Genomic DNA, 24,124 nt, shown 5'->3' on the forward strand with positions numbered 1-24,124 from the left:
CCAGGTCGGATCACACTTTGTTTTTAATTGTGTTCACCGACCTAGCTCCTTGTGCTTAACTACGCCAAAATTTCGGAAGCAAAAACCTGCTTCCTAAATCCTGGCTAGGTTAATGCTCAGGAGCTGCCCAGGTCGGCTCACACTTTGTTTTTAAAAGTACGCAAAATATCGTATAATGGGGATGTTGTGATAATTTCAGGTGAGTGCTGTGGCGCGCACCGTTTTTTTAATGAGGTGTTGAATTGGCTTCTGAACATTTGGAGCATAAATTGGCGTTGTTGCCAGATCTACCTGGTTGTTATTTAATGAAAAATTTAAATGCCCAGATCATCTATGTGGGTAAAGCGAAGAATTTGAAGAATCGGGTCCGTTCTTATTTCAAGAGTAGTCACACGGGGAAGACCGAACGTCTGGTCGCGGAGATCGTTGATTTTGAAACGATCATCACTTCGACCGACAAGGAAGCTTTTCTGTTGGAGATCACCTTGATCCAAAAATATCAACCGTATTATAATATCCGATTGAAACAGGGGAGCGGCTATCCATACATCAAGATCACCAACGAACGTGATCCGCGGATCATGATCACAGGAGAGATCAAGAAGGATGGGGCTTATTATTTTGGACCTTATACCAACGTTTACGCGGCAGAAGAAACCATGCATTTTTTGCAAAAAGTATATCCACTAAGACGTTGTTCAGGTCACTTAGGTCGACCTTGTTTGTATTATCATATGGGCCAGTGTCTAGGCGCTTGTTTTCGTGAGGTCCCCGAGGTTGAGTATCAGGATCAGATCGAGAAAATCAAACGCTTTCTGAATGGTAATGTCGGTGCGGTCAAACAAAAACTGACGCGGGAGATGAATACGGCTGCCAGCAGTTTACAGTTTGAACGAGCTGCGGAATTGCGTGACCAATTGCATTACATTGACGCGACTGTGGAGAAGCAGAAGATCATTTCCAATGATAATACGCCCCGCGATATTTTTGGCTACTATTTGGATAAAGGTTGGATGTCGGTCCAAATTTTTTTCATTCGCCAAGCACGTTTGATGAAACGCACAAAACGGCTTTTTCCGGTGGTCACAGATGAGCCGATGGAAGAATTGAGTACCTTTATTCTGCAATTCTACAATCGCAAAAATAATGTTTTACCCAAAGAGATCCTAGTACCCAAGGAGCTGGATCATCAGGTCTTAAGCGAGATCTTGCAGATCCCGGTAAAAACACCGGTCCGTGGTCGGAAACGCGAATTGCAAGCTTTGGCGAATAAAAATGCAAAGCTTATCTTGAACGAGAAATTCCGGCTTTTGGAATTAGATGAACGTCAGACGATCGGGGCTCAAAATGAGATCTTGACCGCATTAGGTTTGCCGGCAGGGCATGTGATCGAAGCATTTGACCATTCCCATATCCAAGGGACCGATCCCGTGTCGGCGATGGTCAGTTTTATAGATGGACGTCCCGACAAACATCATTACCGTAAATATAAGTTAAAAGGCGAAGTCGAACATCAGCAAGGCGCTGATGAGGCGGCCAATACCCGTGAAGTGATCCGGCGGCGGTATACGCGTCTATTGAAAGAAGGACAAAATCTGCCTGATTTGATCCTAATGGACGGGGGGATCATCGAAATGGAGGCGGCCAAGGATGTATTGGAAAACGAATTGAATTTGTTTATTCCAGTAGCTGGAATGGTCAAGAATGATAAGCATAAAACCGCACAATTGATTTATGGAGCGGCAGGTCAACCTGTTCATCTTGATCCGAAATCTCAGGGCTTTTATTTACTCCAGCGGATCCAAGATGAAGTCCACCGCTTCGCCATTACCTTCCACCGCCAAACACGCAGTAAAAATGCACTGTCCTCACGTTTGGAAACGATCCAAGGTGTGGGGCCCAAGACGCGGACGAAACTGTTGAAACATTTTGGTTCACTAAAAAAAATAAAAAGCGCTTCGCTAGAAGACCTGCAAGCTTTAGGTATTTCGAAAACAGTTGCGCAAACGATCAAGCTGTCGATCCAATGACGGCTTTTTTTCTGTCCTCGTAGCGCTCACCGCTGTGATGAATAATGTTAAAGTGGCCAACACGAGTTACTCGCAGGATCCAGGCCCAAATAGTTGCGCAGCAAGGTTTGTGGCAACCTTTTTAATCTCGATATTGAATAATTAAAAGAATTTTCGCAAAAATAGTGCATAAATATAAAATATGGTGTATACTAATGCTATTAATTTGGTAGAGGATGTTTTTTATGAAGATGATCAAGCAAAAAATTGGGGTATTAATGGTTTTAGGCTTACTTTTATTGGGGAGCTTCAGTTCTTTGATCGATTTACAGCCAACGCAGGCGGCGAGCACTGATCCGACGTTAACGGCGATCAAAAAACGAGGTTACATGGTGCTAGGGGTCTCTGCCGACTATCCTCCCTACGAATTCCACAAAACGATCAATGGTGAAGATAAGATCGTTGGTTTTGATATTGCTTTGGCGCGTCAGATCGCCAAAGATATCGGTGTGGAACTACATATCAAGGAAATGGGTTTTGACTCCTTGCTCGGGAGCTTGAAAACCGGTAAGGCCGATATGATCGTTTCAGCGATGACACCGACTCCGGAACGGAAAAAGGAAGTGGCCTTTTCGGATTCATATTTGACGGTAGGTCAATCTGTCATCGTGCGGAAAGATGACGTGGATAAATACCAAAGTGTCATGGACTTTAAAGGTGATAAGGTCGGCGTACAAAAGCAAACCACCCAAGAAACGGTCGCTAAAGATGAAATGGCTGGCGCGCAGATCGTTTCTCTGGAGAAAGTGACTGATCTGATCCTTAATCTACAACAGAAGAAGTTCGCGGGCGTGGTCGTGGAAGAACCCGTCGCTGCCGCGTATGTCCAATCTAATTCAGCCTTAGCATTATCCAAAGTCAAATTCACTAATTCTGATTATGATTGTGCGGTGGCCGTTTCTAAAGATGCACCAGCCTATTTGGCCGCTGTGAACAAAACCATTCGGCGGGTCAAAAAGAATGGTCAATTCGCGGAATGGCGGAAGGAAGCCAATGCCCAAATGTTGACCAAGCAAAACTTCTTTCAAGGATATGGTAGCTATTTCCTCAAAGGGACTGGGATCACGATCATTTTGACGATCATTGGGGTTTTCTTCGGGAGTCTTTTAGGCACGTTGTTGGCCTTAATGAAACGGGCTAAAAATAAAATCGCCAAAGCGATCGCGATCGTTTATATCCAATACTTCCGGGGCACGCCTTTATTGGTCCAAGTGTTTATGATCTATTTTGGGACCCAGATCTTACATTTGAATGTTTCCGCCTTCGCTTCAGCGGCGATCGCTTTATCTTTGAACTCAGGCGCCTATGTTTCCGAAGTGATCCGGTCCGGGATCGAATCGGTGGCTCAGGGGCAGTCAGAAGCGGCACGATCCTTAGGGCTATCGCAGAAACAAACGATGCGTTTGGTTGTTTTGCCACAGGCGATCAAGACGATCTTGCCTGCATTAGGTAACGAATTCATTTCGTTATTGAAGGAGTCGGCGATCGTCAGTGTGATCGGGGTCGGGGAGTTGATGTTCCAAACTAGCGTGGTCCAAGGTTCTAGCTTTAAACCTTTCTTACCCCTGGTGATCACCTCGTTGATTTATTTCGTTTTGACCTTATTATTATCTTTGTTGCTCAAGTATTTCGAAAAGAAATTACACGCCAAGGATAGTTTGAACAAGGCCAATGGCTAATATGGCTAAGAGTCGTAAACGAGTTATCAGAAATCATTGATCGGTGCGATCGCAAAATCAAAAAAGTCCAGTCGAGCATTTTGCTCGATCGGACTTTTTTGTAGGACGCTCTATTTAGATTTATTAGTTCTTAGTTTTCTTGGTGGTAGTCAAACCGGATTGACTTTCGGGCAATGGTTTTTTCCAAAGTCCTAAGATCAAGGCGGCGATCACGGAGCCGATAACGACTGATAAGAAGTAAGCTAATTTGTGATCTGCTAATGGAAGCACGAACAAACCACCGTGAGGCGCAGGTACATTGACCCCAAAAGCTTGGGAGATCCCACCACCGATCGCGGCGCCGATCACGCTGGAAGTGATGACCCGTAATGGATCAGAAGCGGCGAAAGGAATCGCGCCTTCAGTAATAAAGGAGATCCCGAGAATGTAATTACTTAGGCCAGAATTACGTTCGGATTTGGTCCACTTGTTAGGCCAGATCGTTGTGGCTAAGGCGATCGCTAGCGGTGGCACCATCCCACCAACCATGACGGCGGCCATCAAAGCGCCATTTTGAGTCGTTTCAAAAGCGCCAATGGCAAAGACATAAGCGGCTTTGTTGAAAGGACCTCCCATATCGATGGCCATCATCCCAGCCAATAAAGCGCCTAGGACAACGGCATTAGCTGTGCCCATGTTGTTCAGGAAGTTAGTCAAGCCCAAGTTGATCATACTGAAGATCGGATCAACGATGAAGAACATGATCCCACCAGTCAGCAGCAGACCTAAAATCGGAAAGATAAAGATCGGTTTCAAACCATCAAGCGATTTTGGTAGATTCTTGAAGACTTTTTTCAGCCAGAGAACGATAAAACCAGCGATGAACCCAGCGGCTAGACCGCCTAAGAATCCAGCAGGACTTTTGGAGCTGACCACGCTCATGCTAGCTTGGCTGGCCATGTAACCACCAACTAGACCAGGCATCAAAGCAGGGCGATCACCAATAGCTTCCGCGATGTAAGCAGCTAGGACCGGGATCAGAAAACTGAAGGCGGCGTTCCCAATCTGGTTAGGGAACGTGAACCAGAGTGAATTATCACCAACGAATCGCTCCAATAGGAAGGAGATCGCCATAATGATCCCGCCTGCTACAACAAAAGGCAGCATATGGGAGATCCCATTCATCAATTGACCGTAGGCTTTATGGCCGATGGATTCGTGGTCTACTTCGCCTTGATCCGTATCACCGGTTTCCGGCGCGTCACCATCAGCGTGATAGATCGCACCTTGTTCATTCAAAGTTTTTTCGATCAATTCGTGTGGTTTCTTGATCCCGTCGATCACGGGACGGTTAAGTAAATGCTTGCCAGAGAAACGCGCCATTTCGACTTGTTTATCGGCAGCAATGATCACACCTTTAGCCCGCTTGATATCGGCAGCGGTCAGTTGATGCTTGACCCCTTCAGAGCCGTTGGTCTCAACTTTGATGGCCACGCCCATAGCTTCGGCTTCTTTGATCAATGCGGCTTCTGCCATATAGGTATGCGCGATCCCAGTCGGGCAGGCTGTGACGGCAACGACAAAAGGTTGTTCGTCATTGCTTGTTGTTTGGGCCGCAGTGGCTGTTGCCTTTTTTGCGGCGGCTGCCTGCGCTTCTTGCGCTTCTTTCTCGTCTTTGGCCGCTTGCGCAGCCCCAAATAATTGCTGGACTTCTTCAGGTGTCTGTGCTTTCTTGAGCGCGGCGACCAAGTCAGGATCGATCAATAATGAGGAAAGGGCAGATAGTGCTTGTAAATGCGCGTTATTGGCACCAGCTGGCGCCGCGATCATGAAGAATAAATGGACGGGTTGGCCATCAAGGGCGTTATATTCCACCCCGTGATCACTTTTGGCAAAAAGAACGGCCGCTTGTGTTACCGCATCAGTTTTCGCGTGGGGCATAGCGATCCCATCGCCGATCCCTGTGGTGGACTCAGACTCCCGCTTCAAAATCGCTGCCCGATAAGTCGGCACGTCTTTGACAACGCCGGCTTGGTGGTAACGATCAATCATTTCATCGATCGCAGCCTCTTTGGTCGTGGCCTGCAGATCCATGATCATCGCGTCTTTGATCAATAAATCTTGAACTTTCATTATGAACCTCCCAGTGTGATTAAAATTATTTTTCCCAATAAAAACCAATCTTAAAAACCAAATCTATTGTTTGAACGGCAAGCCCGCTTAACGGACAGTCTCGATCTTGATCTGCGGGCGGATTGCTTCGATCTGTGCGCGATCGGCGATGTCTTCTGTAAAAGCAGTTGCGCTACCACAGGCCAGACCGTATTCAAAAGCTTGCACAGGATCGTGATGCTGACTGAATTCGCCGACAAAACCAGCAATCATTGAATCCCCAGCGCCGACCGAATTGACGACGATACCTTGTGGCGCGGTGGAATGGTAGATATGGTCAGGTGTGATCAAATATGCGCCAGCGCCGGCCATGGAGATCAAGACATGTTGTGCTCCCGCCTGCAAAAGCTTTTGGCCATGCTGTAAAAGCTCATCATCATTGGCAAAAGTCGTCTGGAACAGCTCGGCTAATTCATGATGATTGGGTTTGATGACCAGCGGCCGGGCGGCTAGGGTGTCCAGTAACGCCTGCCCAGTTGTATCTACTACGAAATCAGCACCTTGAGCGCGAGTCGCCTTGATCAAGCGCGCATAGAAATCTGTTGGTAGGTCAGGTAATAAGCTACCAGACATGACGACCACATCGCCAGGACGTAATTGCGCGAATTTGGCATTGAAAGCAGCGATCTCTTCCGTGGTGACTTGAGGTCCTGGCGCATTGAGTTCAGTTTCTTCGCCGGCGCTTAATTTAACATTGATCCGGCTATTGGCGGCGATCGGTGTAAAATCGCTTTTGATGTGTTTCGCGTCCAGTGATTGTTGAACAAAGCGACCCGTAAAGCCACCAAGAAATCCCCAAGCACGAGTGGGGACGCCCAACTGAACGAGAATCTGGGAAACATTGATCCCTTTCCCGCCAGCTAGAAAAGCTGTTTCTTCAAGACGATTGACTTGGCCTAGTGCTAAGGTCTGGCCGCGCATGATATAGTCGATGGCCGGATTGACAGTAATAGTATAGATCATAAAGTCAGCTCCTTAATATTAGCTTGATGATAATGTTGCCGGATTTTTTCCGGGATATGATTGGTGACTAACGCCGTGAGTTGTTGCAGATTGCCAAAAGTGGCAAACGCCATTTCCGAGAATTTAGAGGCGTCTGTCATGACGACTGCTTGCTTGGCGCGGCTTAAAACTAATTTCTTAACGCTAGCCTCATCGATACTTGGCGTCATCAGATCTCCCGATGGCGCGATCGCGTTGGTCCCGATCAAGGCCAGATCGAATTGATACTGGGCCAGATCATTGACCGTAGGCGCACCGACCAAGGCCTTGGTGTCGTTTTTTAAACGACCAGCCGGAAGATTAACGGTCAGTTCCATTTCAGAGAGTCGTGCCGCGGTGGTGATACTATTGGTCATCAGAGTCAGCCCCCGAAACTCGCTTAAATAGGGAATGATCTCTTGGACCGTGGTGCCAGAGTCGAGAAAAATAAACTGTTGTTGGCGCAGATATTGTTGGGCCACATATTCGGCGATCTTGCTCTTTTCAGAGCGGTGCAATTGTTCTCGATCAGTTTGGGCCTGATCCGTGGTTAGATGGGCGAGCAAACGAGCGCCACCGTGGATCCGTTCCAAGAGACCTTGCTTTTCCAGTTCATCCAGATCGCGCCGGATCGTCGATTCCGATGCGTCAGTTAGACGAACCAATTCATTGATCTTACAGATCTGTTGGTTTGCCAGTAACTGGAGGATGATTTGGTAACGTTGTTCAGTTAACATTGACTCACCTCATGACAGATAATAACTGATTACGGTAGATAAAGCAAGCTTTTTTAATCATAAACAAGCAAAAACTTTCAGATCGTTTTATTTGTTGCTAAAATTATGAAAGCGAAACCATTAGCAGATCGTTGGCGTTTGTTATCAAATAAATCACCAGTGGTGTTCCTGAGAGAAACTGACAGTTTTTGCAGGTCTGCTTGCTTTTTTTAGGGTCAGTTGAGGCTTGAGTAATTATTGATCAAGGGATGAACTGAAAATAATCGGGACAGTTTAGCGCTATTCTTAGTTTTTTGTCGGATTTTTTGGTATCATAGGTAATGAACTTTTAGGCGAGAATAAAGTTGTTGCAATTAGGAGGATGGATCACCGATGTTTGTTGATCAAATAACGATTGAAGTAAAGGCCGGAAAAGGCGGCGATGGTGCGGTTTCGTTCCGTCGTGAAAAATTTGTTCCCAATGGTGGACCGGCCGGCGGTGATGGTGGACATGGTGGTTCGATCATTCTAGTCGGCGATGAAGGCCTACGTACGCTTTTAGATTTCCGTTATCGGCGACATTTCAAAGCGGCTGCCGGTGAAAAGGGCATGAATAAGAGCATGTACGGTCGTGGCGCCGAAGACACTTATATCAAAGTACCAACTGGGACGACTGTAACTGACGCGGATACTGGTGCGGTTTTAGGCGACATCGTAGCGAATCACCAAGAATTGGTCGTGGCCCGTGGTGGTCGTGGTGGTCGGGGTAATATCCATTTTGCTACGGCCCGTAATCGGGCACCGGAGATCGCTGAAAATGGCGAACCTGGTGAAGAACATTTTCTGAAACTAGAATTGAAAGTTTTAGCAGATGTTGGCTTAGTCGGCTTCCCCTCTGTGGGAAAGTCAACTCTGTTATCTGTTGCGACCTCGGCAAAGCCTAAGATCGCCGCTTATTCCTTTACGACTTTGGTTCCTAATTTAGGCATGGTCCAACTAGAAGATGGCCGTGATTTTGTGATGGCCGATCTGCCTGGATTGATCGCCGGTGCGGCCCAAGGTGTCGGCTTAGGTATTCAGTTCTTGCGTCACATCGAACGGACCCGAGTGATCTTACACTTAGTTGATATGGACCCAGACAATGGTCGTGAGCCCTTGACTGATTACCAACAGATCCGTCACGAGTTGGAGCAATACGATCCGCGGCTTTTACAACGACCGGAATTGATCGTACCAACGAAGATGGATCTTCCTGGTAGCGAGGAACGTTTGGCTACATTTAAGACGGCTTTGGCACAGGCGGGGATCGAAGCGCCGATTTTTATGCCGATCTCCAGTATCAGCCATCAAGGAGTCCAACCACTATTGCAGCGAACCGCCACCGTTTTGGCGACTGCACCGAAAGTGGATCCGATCATCGCGCCAACGGAAAATGATGTTCTTTATAGTTTTGACGAAGCGCAAGCTGCCGATTATACGATCGAAGAAGTGGCGCCACATGAATTTGTTGTTCATGGTGAGCGGATCGAGAAGTTTGTTAAAATGACGAATTTGGATCACCAAGATGGGATCATGCGCTTTGCGCGGATCTTGCATAATTGGGGGATCGAAGATGCGTTACGCAAACAAGGCGCTGAGAATGGCGATAGTGTCATGATCGCTGATTTTGTCTTTGATTTTGTTGAATAAAGTAATACAGCGTGATCAGTAAATGGTTGAAAGGGAGCTTGTTGCTTACTGTTGGTCGATCTTAATGGTTAATGGTGTTCGTCGTTTTGATCGACGCTGTGCTGGATCAGCAGCCGAAATTATTGACGGACATCCAAGTTGTATTGCGATGTAGACGAGTAAGGGGAGAAATCGTCATGCAGAGAAGTACACGTGTGAAAAAAAGATATATTCATGGTTTTGATGGTTTGCGGGCACTCGGGGTGATCGCGGTGATTTCTTATCACCTCAATCCCGCCGTCTTTCGTGGTGGCTATCTGGGCGTGCCTGTTTTTATGGTGTTGTCTGGTTACCTGATCACCGATCATTTGTTGCTGGATCTCAAGCAAAAACAACATTATGATTTTAAGGGGTTTTGGTTACGGCGCCTCAAGCGACTGTATCCGACTTTGATCACGATGTTGATGGCGACAGCGGCTTATATCGTCCTTTTTCAACGGGCACTGCTAGAAAACTTACAACGGATCGTCTTATCCAATCTTTTCTACCTATATAATTGGTGGCAGGTCTTTGATCATCAGTCTTATTTTGAACGCTTCGCCAATAATGAATCGCCTTTCACCCACCTTTGGACGTTGTCGATCGAGGGCCAATTCTATTTGGTTTGGCCTTTGATCGTGATGTTGATCTGGCGCTTTTCTAAAAAAAACAAAAGACGCAATGTTTTGCTGACCAGTTTAGGCTTGGCCTTGCTTTCAGCAGCCTTGATGACCATCTTATTTCGACCAGATGTTGATCCTAGCCGTGTTTACTACGGAACAGACACACGGGCTTTTTCGATCCTTTTGGGTTGTGCTTTAGCGGTGGTTTGGCCCAGTGGATCGTTACGTTCTAAGTTGGCACGGACCGATCGGATCACGATCGATTTGGTGGGGCTTGCTGGCTTTGCAGGTATGATTTGGCTGACGTTGGCATTAGATGATCACTCAACTTGGTTATACCGTGGTGGGATGCTGCTATTCTCGCTGTTTACGGTGCTTTTAGTTGCGGTCGTTGCTCACCCTGGGGCAGATTGGGATCGTCTTTTGACTAATCCAGTCTTTAAATGGTTGGGAAGTCGTAGCTATGGCATTTATCTCTATCAGTTTCCCGTGATGATCTTCTTTGAAAGTCACTTTCGCAATATCGCGGACCATCCTTTTCTTTATCCACTGATCGAGGTGTCTTTGATCCTAGTGATCAGTGAAGTTTCTTACCGGTTTGTTGAGCGGCCCTTGGCACGTTTCGATTATCGTCAGACTTGGTCGTGGTGCCGTCGGCTTTTCCAAAAAAATCAGGGCCGGCGGCTGATCAAACAACGGATCACGGCGGCATGTTTGAGTCTGATCGTGATCATCGGTCTGGTTGGGGTGATCCAGGCGCCACGTGTTCAGGCGAATACGGCGAATCATTCGCAACTGGCGCAAACGATCAAGAGAAACACCTTGGCCACCAAAAAAGAAAATGCTAAGATCGCCGCACAAGCGCGTTCGGATGCCGCTGAGCGGCGCAAAGCGGCCTCGGATAAGTCATTGAGTCGTTCTTTAAGTATTGCGGCCAGTAAGTCCAGTGCCGCCGCTGAAGCTGAAGCGGCTAAAAACCCAGTCAATCAAGATCTTGAGAAATATGGGTTGACTCAAGTCGAATTACATGCGGCCCAAAATTTACAGCTGACTGGAGTCGGCGATTCTGTGATGTTGGGTAGCGCCGAGGGCTATAAACGGATCTTTCCTAAAATGTATCTGGACGCGGCGATCAGTCAACAAGTCTATTCGATCCAACCTAAACTCCAAGAATTGTTGGATCAGGGAGTCGTTGCACCTGTTGTTTTGATCGGCTTAGGCACCAATGGGTCATTTTATAACAGTGATCTCGATGGGATCATGCATCAATTAGGTCCGCACCGGACTGTTTTTTGGATCAATGTCCACGTACCGACACGACCGTGGCAGAATCAAGTCAATAGTGATCTAGAAGCCGGTGCTAAGCGTTTTAGTAATTTACACATCGTTGATTGGTACGACTTCTCTAAAAATCACCAAGCTTGGTTCGCCAGTGACGATGTTCATCCTAATCCGACCGGCTCACCTTATTACTACAGTTTTGTGGCCAAGCAGATCTTGACAACATTGGCCGCTGAGAATGCTGATAAATAGGCTGGGCACGCTCTCAGCAAAGATGGCTACCATCGATAACAGTCACTTGCGGTGAGTTTAGTTGGCCCAGAAAAATAGGATCCAAAGGTAGATAATCAAAAATCAAGTTAAGGGTATGTGATCTAATGGAGTTAGAGTTCTTAGGGACCGGCGCTGGTGTGCCAGCCCGTGGCCGTAATGTCAGTAGTTTAGTTTTAAAAATGTTAGATGAACGCAATGAGATCTGGATGTTCGATTGTGGGGAAGGGACCCAACAGCAGATCTTACAAACTGGGATCCGCCCGCGTAAAGTCACTAAAATTTTTATCAGCCACTTACATGGTGACCATATCTATGGCTTACCTGGCTTTCTGTCCAGTCGTTCCAATCAAGGTGGTACGGCCGCTGTGGATCTGTATGGTCCTGTCGGGCTGAAACAATATGTGCAGACTTCGTTGAAAACCACGGGGACCCGCTTGGCGTATCCGCTGAATTTCCATGAAGTGACGACCACTGGAGTCATTTTCGCCGATGGTCAAACGACGGTCTCGACTTTGCCTTTGGATCATCGGATCACTTGCTTAGGCTATCGTGTCGTTGAGGCCGATCTGCCTGGAGAACTTTTAGTCGAAAAATTGCGCGACTTACAGGTTCCCTCGGGCCCGATCTATGGTAAGCTAAAGGCAGGTCAAGAGGTCACTTTGGCTGATGGTCGTGTCTTAGCTGGCAAAGACTTTGTTGGACCCGCCAAAAGAGGGCGGATCGTGACGGTCATCAGCGATACGCGCCAAACACCAAATATCTTGAAGTTGGCAGCTGATGCCGATGTATTGGTCCATGAAAGTACTTTTGGTCAAGCTGAAGGGCGCTTGGCCCATCAGTATTTTCATTCGACTTCGACACAAGCGGCCAAGGTGGCACAAAAGGCCCATTGTCGTCAGTTATTACTGACACACATCTCAGCGCGTTATTTAGGTCGCGGCGCTCATCAATTGCAAACCGAGGCTCAGCATATTTTTAAACAGACACGAGTGGTCAATGACTTCGATATCGTCGCCGTGCCATTCGCAAATTGATCATGATGGAGGAACAAGGTTATGACGGTAAACAAACAGGCTTTGCGTCATAAGATCGTAGTCGTCACAGGGGCTTCTTCAGGGATCGGCCGTGACATTGCATTGGAGGCGGCCAGCCAAGGGGCGGCGTTGTTCTTATTAGCGCGGCGCGTTAGCCAATTAGAAGAAGTCAAGACCCAATGTGAACGGCTTTCCGGGACAGACGCGACTGTGATCCAAGTTGATATGGGGGATTTAGCAGCGATCGAAGCAGCCGTTGCTCAGATCCAAGCTGTGACCAAACAAGTCGATGTATTGGTCAACGCTGCCGGTTTTGGCGATTTTGAATTATTCACTGAGATCCCAGTGGCTCGGATCGAGCAGATGTTGCGCGTCAATGTTTTAGGCCTGATGGTCCTGACGCGCGAATTGGCGCCGTTATTGATCAATACTCGCGGTCACATCATTAATTTCGGTTCGATGGCGGGTAAGATCCAAACGCCTAAGTCGGCAGTTTATGCGGCGACTAAAGCAGCAGTGATCGCCTTTTCCAATTCTTTACGGTTGGAATTGAAACCATTAGGTGTCAAGGTGACCACGATCAATCCTGGCCCTGTCAAAACCGCCTTTTTTGCCAACGCGGATCAAGGTACGCAGTATTTGGCAAAGATCGCCTGGTTATCCTTGGATTCTGAACGGTTGGCGCAGCGGATCGTTGCTGATTTTGGTCGCAATGTTCGTGAGGTCAATGCACCTTGGTTCATGGAGGCCGTCGCGCGGTTGTATCCATTAGTACCACGGTTAGGCGATTTTCTAGCTGGAACGATCGGCAATCAAAAATAGGGCGGTAGAAAAATGAAAAAGCAGACGAGTTTTATTATTGGGCTGGTTTTAGCCTTGATTGTGGTGGTTTTTGCGGTACTCAATGTTGAACCGACCGTGATCAACTTTGGTTTCGCGAAGGTCAAATTGCCTTTGATCATTATTTTGATTTTAGCCTTGATCGTAGGCGCGTTGATTGCATTGCTTTTATCGACCACAGGCAGTATCTCACGCAAACGCGAACAAAAGCAATTGAGTCAAGAATTAAACGTGCTGAAACAAAACCAGCAAGCTTCGATCGATCAGGCTGTCGCAGATGCCCAAGAACGGTCACGGCAAGAACTACTTGAGAAAGAACAAGCGCTTGCCGCCTTAGAAGCACAACTGGCCGATCTGCAAGCCGCTAATGGCGTTGCCGGTGGTTCCAATGACACAACACTCAAATAGTGGGTGGCAAGTTCACGCGAGTAATACGGATGCGTCGGTCATATTGGCTGGTTTTCAGCGAACTTTAAATTTTACTTGCCATCAGCGACCATTGATAGTATCATGGATAGGTGAACGAAAACAGCATCGATTACGTTGCTTTGATCTCGCTAAATAGTTGATTTGAAAAGGAGTTTTTAAAATGGCAGTTCCTGCACGTCGCACTTCCAAAATGAAAAAGCGTCAACGTCGTGGCCATATTAAATTGCAAACACCTAATTTGCAATTCGATGCCGCTAACGGTGAATATCGCTTAAACCATCACGTTTCCCCTAAAGGTTTCTATAAGGGTAATCAAGTGATCAAGAAAGCTGAAGAAGCTAATAATTAGTCCGCCTAGCGGGCTTTTTTATTGCTTTTTTAGATAAGATTCCAGGATCAGGAGTAGCTAGTTTTCGTTATGATGTGCTAAACTATTTAATGTGAGGTGTAAGTGATGGAAAAGCAAAAATTCGCGCAGTACCTGCAACAGATCCAAGTATTAACGATCCCTCGTTGGAGTGAATTGCCCCAATTTGATTTGTACATGGACCAAGTCGTCAGCTTTATCAATACGATGTTGAAACCATTGGAGTTTGATGAGTTGACCCCGGCGATGATCAACAATTATGTCAAGGCAGGGCTCGTGCATGCGCCGCAAAAGAAACGTTACAGCCAACAACAATTAGCACGGCTGATCGTGATCGCGATCTTGAAAAGTGTTTTTTCGATCGGTGACATCAAGCAAGGGCTGAAGTTGGTCGTCCGGCCAGAGAAAAACGCGCAAACCTATGATTTTTTCGTGACCATATTTTTGAAAACGATCCAAGATGTTGTAGGTGATTTCCAACAGGAGGTCATGCTCACGCCAGCGCATCAGGATGATCTAGTCGTCGAAACTACAAATTTAGTGAAATTAAGTTGTAGCGCGGTCGTTCAGCGAACGGTAGTCCTAAAGTTGTTGGGTAAGTTGGAAGAACAACAAGCCGAAGACGCCACGTTAAAAATCGAGGGGACTAAGAAGAAATGAAGTTAACGATTTTATCAACAAGTGATACCCATGGCTATTTATTGCCGACAGATTACACCAGTCGCACCAGTCAAACGAATTTTGGCTTGAGTCGCGCTGCTACTGTGATCAAGGCGGAAAAGGCGGCCGCTGGCGCGGAGCCTGTCCTAGTGATCGAAAATGGTGATTTTTTGCAAGGGTCACCGTTAGCTTACTACGCAGCTAAAGTCAGCCATGATCTAACACCACTGAGTGCAGCTTATGATCAGATCCCTTATCAAGTGGGGATCGTGGGCAATCATGAGTTTAATTATGGCGCTGATTATTTGCGTCAGGCGATCAGTCAGAGTCACCGTCATTTTCTTTGCGCCAATATTCTTGACGAGCAGGGCCGACCAGCTTTTGGTCAACCATATGAGATCTTGACTTTTGGTGATCTGAAGGTCGCCGTCTTGGGACTGACCACCCAATATATCCCTCATTGGGAAGCCCCAGAGAAAATCCAGGGTTTGACTTTTAAGTCAGCAGTCAGCACGGCCCAAGAATACGTGCCGCGGCTACACGAACTGGCTGATCTGGTCGTAGTTGCTTATCATGGCGGTTTTGAACGTGATTTGACCACGGCTAAGCCGACCGAGGCCTTGACTGGTGAAAATGAGGGTTCAGCGTTATTGGCTGAGGTACCCGGGATCGATGCGCTTGTAACTGGTCATCAGCACCGTGAATTGGCTGATCTCGTGGGTCAGGTCCCGATCACGCAACCTGGTGCCAAAGGTGCTTTTGTTGGGAAGATCACGTTGGATTGGGAGCAAGCGACTAAAAAGGTGACCGCCGCAACTGCAGCCCTGATCGCAACTGCTTCGGCCCAACCTGATCCTGAGATCGTCGCGCAACTCTCACCGCTGAATCAAGCGGTCGAGGATTGGCTCGATCAACCTTTGGGGACCACGACAGGTGATTTAACGATCAAAGACCCAATGGCGGTGCGGATGCATCCGCATCCTTATATCCAATTTGTACAAGATGTTCAACGCGCCGCGACTGGTGCAAAAATCTCGGGGACAGCATTGTTCAATAATGAAGGTCGCGGTTTTGGCCGAACGATCACTTTCCGATCGGTACTGACGAATTATATTTATCCCAATACACTGGCCGTCGAACGGATCACTGGTGCTGACTTGCGCACTGCTTTAGAACAATCCGCTGGGTATTTTAGTTTAGCGGATACGGGCCAGGTGACAGTTTCCGAGCGGTTTAAGGATCCTAAACCACAACACTATAATTACGATATGTATGCTGGGATCGATTATGTGATCGATGTTTCTCGCCCAGAAGGACACCGGATCACTAAATTGACTTATCAAGGCCAACCCATTCGTCCAGAGCAGCAACTTGACGTTGTGATCAATCAATATCGCGCGGTTGGTGGCGGCAATTACGCCATGTTCAAGGCCGCGAAGATCATCAAAGAAAATCCAGCTGACATGACAGAATTGATCGCTGACTATTTACGTCAACATCCCCAAGTCAACGCGACGACTGAAGATAATTTTCGCGTGATCACCACGCCAGGATCGGCGCATTAGTGACGGGCTTGATTACATTTATGTTTTAAGAGTTAGTGCTAGCTTAGAAATCATTTGGCAAGTTCGGCTTTTTATGCTACTATAATGCTTTGAAAGAAGGGTCGATCATGAAGCGAATCGTTGTGTTATTTTGGTCAGTTTTGTTGGGGATCGTTGCTGGTTTCATCGGCGCAAAACTGGATCAAAGCAACTTTAATCTGCAAATGAGTTTGATTGCCTTTTTCGTGTTCGGTCTGTTATTGAACTTTGTACCAGGCATCGTCAAGAACAGTTGATTGCACGATAACAGGTTCAGCTGTGTTGTGGATCCAGGGCATGGGTAAATTTGGCTTTGGTGCCTACGACGACAGCTACGATAAGAGAGTGTGCGACAGAACTTGCTGGTTTTGTCGCCACTCTTTTTTTGCGGCTTGGTCACGGGTTCAATGATCGTATGACTTTAGTGTTGAAAGCGCCAATCGTGAATGGTATTTGGTATAATAAATTAGAGAAGGGACGAGTGAGATGGCGGATTTTGTCGAATTACAAGTACGCAGTTGCTTTAGCTTGTTGCAAGGATCGATGACGATCAATGATTTGGTTACGACGGCCAAACAACAAGGACATCAAGCAATCGCTTTGACCGATTTTAATACGATGTATGGCGCGGTCAGCTTTTATCGCGCGGCGATCGCGGCGGGGATCAAACCACTGATCGGATTGACGCTTCAGCTACCTGGGCTGTTGGCGGAAAATGATCAAGTTGAGATGATCTTCATCGCTGAACATGAAGCTGGGTTGCACCAGCTGTTTCGTTTGTCTTCTTTAAAGATGACTAAGCCAGATCTATCTTGGTCAGAACTGACACCGCTGTTTGCTGACTTGATCGCGATCATACCACCTTTATCTGGTGAAACGGCTGCTATTTTAGATCTTCCGACAGCACAACAGGAACTTTGGTGGCAGAAATTTCAAACGATCTTTGCGCCGATACCGTTATACTGGGGTGTGACTGTGCGTGGACAAACGGAGGCGATGCGTCATCGCGCCAGAACGTTGGCTGAGCATTGGGAGATTCCTTTGGTAGCCTTGAATGATGTTCGTTATTTGACTAGTCAAGATGCTTTTACCAATGATGTTTTGCAGGCGATCAGCCAAGGCCAACAACTGGATCAGCCCTTGATCCAGTCGCAACAACAGGGGCAATACTTTTTGGCGCCACCAGCTGAGAGTGCCCAGCGTTATCAGCAAGCAAACTTGGCTGAAGCGGCGGCTAATACAGTTAAGATCGCTCAGGCCAGTGCGGTAAGTTTAGAATTTAAACGTGCTGAATTACCGCGTTTCAAAACACCTAATGGGATCGATTCGGTCACTTACTTGGCCCAGCTGGCTCAAGCGGGACTGAAACGTCGATTGACTTTACAAAATCAGCGGACAGCGGCTCCTTATCAGCAAAGACTGGATCAAGAATTGGCGATCATCAATAAAATGGGTTTTGCTGACTATTTCTTGATCGTCTGGGATGTGATCAAGCAAGCCCATCAATTGAAGATCATGACTGGTCCAGGTCGAGGTTCTGCGGCCGGTTCTCTGGTTGCCTTTAGTTTGGGCATCACGGATGTGGATCCTTTAAAATATCAGTTATTGTTTGAGCGGTTTCTCAATCCAGAGCGGGTTTCGATGCCAGATATCGATTTGGATATCCCTGATGATCGGCGTGATGAATTGATCCAGTACATGCATGATCAGTATGGTGATACTCATATGGCCCAGATCATTACTTTTGGCACGATGGCGGCCAAGCAGGCGTTGCGCGATGTTGGTCGGGTTTTAGGCTTGAGTCAACCAGAAATGAATGAATGGTCACGGATGATCCCTGATAGTCGGTCCAATTTACGAAGTGCTTATCAGCAGTCGGATGGCTTGAAGAACCTCGTGGCGACAAGTGATCGGAATCGTTTGCTTTTTGCGACTGCGTTAAAGGTCGAAGGCTTGCCGCGGCATTTTTCCACGCATGCGGCTGGGATCGTCCTCAGCGCCAAAAAGTTGACGGACACGGTCCCCGTTCAAACAGGCACTGATGGCATCAAGTTGACTCAATTCCCGAAAGGTGATGTTGAGGCACTGGGTTTGCTGAAAATGGACTTTTTAGGCCTCCGCAATCTAACGATCTTGGCAAAAACGATCCGTAGTCTGCGACAGCAGCCAGGGCTAACAGATTTTGACCCGCATCAGATCCCACTGAATGATCCGCAAACTTTGGCCCTTTTTCAAAGAGGGGATACTGACGGGGTCTTTCAATTCGAATCTAGTGGGATCCGGCAAGTTTTGATCAAATTACATCCGACCAGTTTTGCGGACATCGTGGCGACCAACGCGCTTTATCGCCCTGGCCCAATGGAAAACATCGACACTTTTGTTGCGCGGAAGAATGGACAACAAGAGATCGCCTATCCTGATCCAGCATTAGCGCCAGTACTTCATGATACTTATGGTGTTTTGGTCTACCAAGAACAAGTGATGCAAGTCGCCGTATTGATGGGCGGTTTTACCATGGCCCAGGCCGATAGTTTGCGGCGCGCAGTCAGCAAAAAGAACCGCAGTGAAATGGACGCGGCCAAGCAACAGTTCTTAGATGGCGCGCAACGGCAGGGCTTTTCGGTCACTGTAGCAGAAACTGTTTATGATTATATCGAACGGTTTGCTAATTATGGGTTCAATAAGTCTCATGCGGTCGCTTACAGTATGATCGCCTTCTGGTTGGCTTATCTCAAAGTCCATTATCCCGCTCCCTTCTTCTTAGCGTTGTTGAACGCTAATTTGAATAATCAACACAAGATCGCCAGTTACCTCCAAGAATTACGGGCACGACAAATCAAAGTGGTGGGGCCGGATATCAATGAAAGCGGCTTGGCTTTCACTTTGAAGGCGGGCAAGGTCTATTTTGGTTTTAGTTCGATCAAGGGTTTGCGCCGGGATTGGTGTCAGCAGATCATGACGGAGCGGCGCGAGCAGGGTCCTTTCCGAAGTGTCACCGACTTTTTGAAACGTCTACCAGAAAAACTTTTAAAAACAGAGTTCCTAACCATTTTGGTCCAAGTCGGTTGTTTTGACCACTTCGATCAGAACCGCCGCCAAACTGTCCTTGCCGTCACGGATCTCAGCGAGAGTTTACAACTTGCTGGTACCAGTGTCCCCTTGTTCGATGTTTTAGCACCAAAAATCGAGCATGTTGCGGATTACAGCGGTCAAGAACGATTGGCCTACGAAAAAGAACTATTGGGTGTTTATATTTCTGGACACCCCTTAGAGAACTACACGCAGGCCTTTCGCCAATGTCACGCTCAAGCCATTGCTCAGTTGCCAGCAGCCGGTCAAGGAGCCACTATCTTGGTTTACCTGACTAGTATGAAAACGATCCGAACTAAGCGGGGTGAGCAAATGGCCTTCCTGAAAGTGGAAGATCTAACTGGGGAAGTTGAGGTCACCGTTTTTCCAAGGACTTTTCGTCAAGCTCAAGAAGTGTTGAGTACCGGTGCGATTTTATTATTGCGGGGCAAGATGGATCAACGGCCCAATCAACGGGCGCAGCCACAATTTATCGCCGACCAGATCACAACGGTGGCGGCGGACCACGCTGTGGGGACCCTTTTCCTACAATTGACGGCAGTGACAGATCAAGTTGATGTGAAACAAAAGCTTGAAAAAATTCTGCTTTCTCATCATGGATTTTCACCAGTTATCATGCATTTTGCAACAACTAAGAAAAACGTTCAATTAGATGAACGTCTCCAGGTCCTTGTGTCCAGTGAGTTGATTGGCGAGCTTGCCCGATTATTGGGGAGCGATAATGTGGTCGTGCGCAATTGACTTTCAGAAAAAAATCATTGATTTCATTAATATTTTGATTTTTTCCACGAGATTTCATGATATTTGTTCTGAATTACAAGACAATTTTCTTTAAAGGTGGTAGACTAATGAAGGACTGTGGTTCTGAGTAAATCAGGAGTACAACTATGACAGTGTAAGATTGACTTGAGGTGAAAAAATGAAAAAAATCGGTATTTTAACGAGTGGTGGCGACGCACCTGGAATGAACGCCGCGATTCGTGCCGTAGCCCGGAGAGCTTCTGCAGAAGGGCTTGAGGTTTATGGCATCAACTATGGTTTTGCGGGCCTAGTTGCTGGCGATATTTTTCCATTAGATGAAGCTGTATTAGATGATAAGATCGCCCGTGGCGGTACATTCCTTTATTCAGCTCGTTATCCAGAATTTGCAAAAGTCGAAGGACAATTGAAAGGCATCGAGCAATTGAAGAAATTCGGCATCGACGCTTTAGTCGTTATCGGCGGCGATGGTTCTTATCACGGTGCTTTACGTTTGACGGAGCATGGTTATAATGCGGTCGGCTTGCCAGGAACGATCGACAATGACGTTCCTTACACGGACTTTACGATCGGCTTTGATACGGCGCTGAGCACGGCGGTCGAAGCAATCGATAAGATCCGGGATACAGCTACTAGCCATCAACGTGTTTTCGTTGTTGAAGTAATGGGTCGCGGTGCTGGTGATCTGGCTTTATGGGCCGGAGTAGCGACTGGCGCGGAAGGGATCATCGTGCCAGAACGGGATTACGATATCCCGGCGATTGCGAAGAAGCTAGAAGCTTTTCGTGAAGCTGGTCACGATAACGCTGTGATCGTTTTGGCAGAAGGTGTCATGACTGCACAGGCGTTCAAAGCTGAGTTGGATAAGTATGGTGATTTTGATTCTCGTTCGACGACGATCGGCCACGTGCAACGTGGTGGGGTACCAACTGCTCGGGATCGGGTCATTGCCAGCAAAATGGGCAATTATGCGGTCGAACTCTTGTTACAAGGTAAGGGTGGCTTGGCTGTCGGGATCGAAAATAACCAAATCACAGAGCATCCTATGGAAGATTTGTTTGATGAAAAACATCATGCAGATTTAGACCTTTACGACATGAATAATAAGTTCAATCAGTAAGCATATTGTGTTATGATAATACACGGTTAGAATGGCGTTGAAGCCTTTTAATAAAATCAATGTAAGGAGCGTTTTTTTTCATGAAAAAGACCAAGATTGTTTCAACACTTGGACCTGCAAGCAACAAAACCGACATTATTGTGAAGTTGATCGAATCCGGAGCTAATGTTTTCCGGTTCAACTTCTCTCATGGTGATCATGAGGAACATTTAGGCCGGATGAACATGGTCCGTGAAGCAGAAAAGATCACTGGTAAGCTTGTTGGTATCATGCTTGATACTAAGGGCGCAGAGATCCGGACAACGGTTCAAGAAAACGGTTCTTTTGAAGCTCATACTGGCGATGTTATCCGTGTTTCTATGGATGACTCATTGACTGGTAACCCTGACAAGATCGCGGTTACTTACCCTGGCCTTTATGATGATACTCATGTTGGCGGCCATGTTTTGATCGATGATGGCTTAGTTGACTTGAAGATCACTGCTAAAGACGAAGCTAATCATGAATTAGTTACAGAAGTTCAAAATGATGGCAAGGTCGGCTCACGTAAAGGTGTTAACGCGCCTGGCGTTGAGATCCGCTTGCCAGGTATCACTGAAAAAGATGCTGACGATATTCGTTTTGGTTGCGACCAAAACATCAACTTCATCGCAGCCAGCTTTGTTCGTAAAGCTGCCGACGTTTTAGACATTCGCGAAATCTTGGAAGAAAAACATGCTGAAAATGTTAAAATCTTCCCTAAGATCGAATCTCAAGAAGGTATCGACAATATCGATGAGATCTTGAAAGTTTCTGATGGCTTGATGATCGCTCGTGGTGACATGGGTGTTGAGATCCCATTTGAAAACGTTCCTTTCGTTCAAAAGAACTTGATCAAGAAGTGTAACACTTTGGGTATGCCTGTTATTACAGCAACGCAAATGTTAGACTCCATGCAAGAAAATCCTCGCCCAACTCGTGCCGAAGTTACTGACGTGGCTAATGCTGTCATGGACGGTACTGACGCAACGATGCTTTCTGGCGAAAGTGCTAACGGCGACTATCCAGTTGAAGCCGTTGCAACTATGGCCCGGATCGATTCACGGACCGAAACTGAAATGAAGAAACGTAATACTTTAGCATTACAACGGTTTGAAGAATATAAAGGTTCTAACGCCACTGAATCTATTGGCGAATCCGTTGTTCGGACTGCTGAAGAATTACACGTTAAGGCCATCGTTGTGGCAACTTCATCAGGTTATTCAGCACGGATGATTTCGAAATATCGTCCTAACGCTAACATTTTAGCAATCACTTTTGATGAGAAAACTCAACGCGGTTTGACTGTCAACTGGGGCGTAACACCTGTTTTAGCTGCTAAACCAGCTTCAACTGATGAAATGTTCGAAATCGCTGGGCAAAAGGCACAGGATTACGGCTTCGCTAAAGAAGGCGACTTGATCTTGATCGTTGCCGGTGTTCCTGTTGGTGAAAGCGGCACAACTAACTTGATGAAGATCCAATTGATCGGTTCTAAGTTGGTTCAAGGCCAAGGTGTTGGCGACGAAACTATCGTTGGCAAGGCTGTTGTTGCTGATAACGCTAAGGATGCAGTTGCTAAAGCGACTGAAGGTGGCGTTTTGGTTGTTAAGACAACTGACAAGGATTACTTGCCAGCTATCGAAAAATCAAGCGCGATCGTGGTTGAAACTGGTGGCTTGACTTCACATGCTGCTGTTGTCGGGATCGCAATGGGTATTCCTGTTGTTGTCGGTGCAGCTGATGCTACTAGCCTGATCAAAGATGGCGAATTGATCACTGTTGATTCACGTCGTGGCGTGATCTACCGTGGCGCTTCTAACTCACTTTAATCAGTAGCTGATTAAGTGTGTTGTTCGCTTCATTTGAATGAGAGAGCTCGGGACCTGCATAAGGGGGTCCGAGCTTTTTTATTTTGTTGTCCGTTTTGGCGAAATCCGTAAAATCTAATCGGGCACACCTAGTATAAAGTTAAAAAACAGGATGGGATAATTGAGATTTAAGGCCAGTGGTGTCAGGGGTATAGACGAGATCTTCGGTAAACTGCCGCGCAACCCGTACCCTTGTAAAGGCAGTCGGATGACGTCTGTTCGTCAAGAAGCTCGATCGCGCTCAGGTGAATGTTAATACCAAAAGCGCTGCTTCACAAAACGGCCGGTAGGGATAGAATTTATAAGTTTTTATCATAACCGCCTGTTTTTTTGGTACAATGATTGAAGAATGCAGGAGATGGGTGAAAATGTGGAAAGTTGGTTATTTCTCGGTTTGATCCTAGCGATCGCCTTGCTAGGTCGTAATAAATCATTGATCATCGCGACTGCAGTTGTTTTGGTGATCAAGTTGTTGCCCCAAGCGGACAAGTGGTTGAAATTTGTTGGTGACCGCGGCATTAATTGGGGCGTGACGGTTATTTCAGTGGCGATTTTGGTGCCGATCGCCACCGGTAAAATCGGCTTTAAAGATCTGGTCAATGCTTTTAAGTCGCCAGCTGGTTTTATTGCTGTTGGCTGTGGTATTTTAGTGGCGGTACTGTCCGCCAAAGGTGTCGGTCTGCTAGGTCAAAGTCCAGAAATAACGGTGGCCTTGGTTTTTGGCACGATCGTTGGCGTGGTGTTTTTCCGCGGCATCGCCGCTGGTCCGGTGATCGCATCTGGTATGACCTATGTCATCTTGACCATGGTCAATGCGGTTTTGAACCGCGGTTAAGGCACTGAGGCCTGAGCTGAACGTGAACAAGAAAGGAT

At 46.9% G+C, this 24,124-nt stretch carries 18 protein-coding genes; 15 read left to right on the top strand and 3 right to left on the bottom strand.

Going from position 1 to position 24,124, the window contains the following annotated elements; genetic code table 11:
• Positions 1 to 242: 242 nt before the first annotated feature.
• Both uvrC and OCU21_RS01835 read left to right on the top strand, forming a co-directional pair.
• Positions 243 to 2,030 (top strand): excinuclease ABC subunit UvrC, encoded by a 1,788-nt coding sequence (gene uvrC / locus OCU21_RS01830; RefSeq protein ID WP_261805798.1) that lies wholly within the window; start codon positions 243 to 245, stop codon positions 2,028 to 2,030.
• 230 nt (positions 2,031 to 2,260) lie between these two features.
• Positions 2,261 to 3,748, top strand: a complete 1,488-nt coding sequence (locus OCU21_RS01835; protein ID WP_261805830.1) for an ABC transporter substrate-binding protein/permease — start codon at positions 2,261 to 2,263, stop codon at positions 3,746 to 3,748.
• 123 nt (positions 3,749 to 3,871) lie between these two features.
• On the opposite strand, the gene OCU21_RS01840 is transcribed toward OCU21_RS01835, so the two are convergent.
• The 3 genes from OCU21_RS01840 to OCU21_RS01850 all read right to left on the bottom strand — a co-directional run bounded on the left by OCU21_RS01840 (position 3,872) and on the right by OCU21_RS01850 (position 7,617).
• Positions 3,872 to 5,860 carry a PTS fructose transporter subunit IIABC gene (locus tag OCU21_RS01840; protein WP_261805799.1) on the bottom strand — a complete coding sequence of 663 codons (1,989 nt, stop codon included), beginning with the start codon at positions 5,858 to 5,860 and terminating at the stop codon, positions 3,872 to 3,874.
• Positions 5,861 to 5,947: 87 nt separating this feature from the next.
• Entirely contained in the window at positions 5,948 to 6,862 is a 915-nt protein-coding gene (gene pfkB, locus OCU21_RS01845; protein WP_261805800.1) for a 1-phosphofructokinase, read from the bottom strand.
• Positions 6,859 to 7,617 carry a DeoR/GlpR family DNA-binding transcription regulator gene (locus OCU21_RS01850; RefSeq protein WP_261805801.1) on the bottom strand — a complete coding sequence of 253 codons (759 nt, stop codon included), beginning with the start codon at positions 7,615 to 7,617 and terminating at the stop codon, positions 6,859 to 6,861. The genes pfkB and OCU21_RS01850 overlap by 4 nt, the downstream gene beginning before the upstream one ends.
• Positions 7,618 to 7,989: 372 nt before the next feature.
• Between OCU21_RS01850 and obgE the strand changes: the two genes are divergently transcribed.
• From obgE to OCU21_RS01915, 13 genes are all read left to right on the top strand, one after another.
• The gene (obgE, locus tag OCU21_RS01855; protein WP_261805802.1) at positions 7,990 to 9,285 is read left to right on the top strand and encodes a GTPase ObgE; all 1,296 of its coding nucleotides are present in this window, start codon (positions 7,990 to 7,992) and stop codon (positions 9,283 to 9,285) included.
• A 176-nt stretch (positions 9,286 to 9,461) separates the two neighbouring features.
• Complete coding sequence (locus OCU21_RS01860) at positions 9,462 to 11,459, top strand: acyltransferase family protein (RefSeq protein ID WP_261805803.1); 1,998 nt, start codon at positions 9,462 to 9,464, stop codon at positions 11,457 to 11,459.
• Positions 11,460 to 11,584: 125 nt separating this feature from the next.
• On the top strand, positions 11,585 to 12,514 hold the full coding sequence (gene rnz, locus OCU21_RS01865) for a ribonuclease Z (protein ID WP_261805804.1): 930 nt from the start codon (positions 11,585 to 11,587) through the stop codon (positions 12,512 to 12,514).
• Positions 12,515 to 12,535: 21 nt separating this feature from the next.
• The gene (locus tag OCU21_RS01870; RefSeq protein ID WP_261805805.1) at positions 12,536 to 13,336 is read left to right on the top strand and encodes an SDR family NAD(P)-dependent oxidoreductase; all 801 of its coding nucleotides are present in this window, start codon (positions 12,536 to 12,538) and stop codon (positions 13,334 to 13,336) included.
• A 12-nt stretch (positions 13,337 to 13,348) separates the two neighbouring features.
• Positions 13,349 to 13,762, top strand: coding sequence for a LapA family protein (locus tag OCU21_RS01875; protein WP_261805806.1), 414 nt, complete (start codon positions 13,349 to 13,351; stop codon positions 13,760 to 13,762).
• 181 nt (positions 13,763 to 13,943) lie between these two features.
• Entirely contained in the window at positions 13,944 to 14,132 is a 189-nt protein-coding gene (gene rpmF / locus OCU21_RS01880) for a 50S ribosomal protein L32 (RefSeq protein ID WP_261805807.1), read from the top strand.
• Between the two features lie 105 nt (positions 14,133 to 14,237).
• A complete protein-coding gene (locus OCU21_RS01885) occupies positions 14,238 to 14,810 on the top strand; it encodes a DUF1836 domain-containing protein (protein WP_261805808.1) in 573 nt (190 codons plus the stop codon).
• On the top strand, positions 14,807 to 16,375 hold the full coding sequence (locus OCU21_RS01890; RefSeq protein ID WP_261805809.1) for a bifunctional metallophosphatase/5'-nucleotidase: 1,569 nt from the start codon (positions 14,807 to 14,809) through the stop codon (positions 16,373 to 16,375). The genes OCU21_RS01885 and OCU21_RS01890 overlap by 4 nt, the downstream gene beginning before the upstream one ends.
• A gap of 107 nt (positions 16,376 to 16,482) precedes the next feature.
• Complete coding sequence (locus tag OCU21_RS01895) at positions 16,483 to 16,650, top strand: DUF2929 family protein (protein ID WP_261805810.1); 168 nt, start codon at positions 16,483 to 16,485, stop codon at positions 16,648 to 16,650.
• Positions 16,651 to 16,879: 229 nt separating this feature from the next.
• A complete protein-coding gene (gene dnaE / locus OCU21_RS01900; RefSeq protein ID WP_261805811.1) occupies positions 16,880 to 20,224 on the top strand; it encodes a DNA polymerase III subunit alpha in 3,345 nt (1,114 codons plus the stop codon).
• Between the two features lie 178 nt (positions 20,225 to 20,402).
• Positions 20,403 to 21,362 (top strand): 6-phosphofructokinase, encoded by a 960-nt coding sequence (pfkA, locus tag OCU21_RS01905; RefSeq protein ID WP_261805812.1) that lies wholly within the window; start codon positions 20,403 to 20,405, stop codon positions 21,360 to 21,362.
• A gap of 80 nt (positions 21,363 to 21,442) precedes the next feature.
• Positions 21,443 to 23,212 (top strand): pyruvate kinase, encoded by a 1,770-nt coding sequence (gene pyk, locus OCU21_RS01910; protein WP_261805813.1) that lies wholly within the window; start codon positions 21,443 to 21,445, stop codon positions 23,210 to 23,212.
• Between the two features lie 409 nt (positions 23,213 to 23,621).
• The gene (locus tag OCU21_RS01915) at positions 23,622 to 24,086 is read left to right on the top strand and encodes a DUF441 domain-containing protein (protein ID WP_261805814.1); all 465 of its coding nucleotides are present in this window, start codon (positions 23,622 to 23,624) and stop codon (positions 24,084 to 24,086) included.
• The last annotated feature ends 38 nt before the right edge of the window (positions 24,087 to 24,124 follow it).

It is taken from the genome of Lapidilactobacillus luobeiensis (assembly GCF_024345205.1).
GTDB lineage: Bacteria > Bacillota > Bacilli > Lactobacillales > Lactobacillaceae > Lapidilactobacillus > Lapidilactobacillus luobeiensis.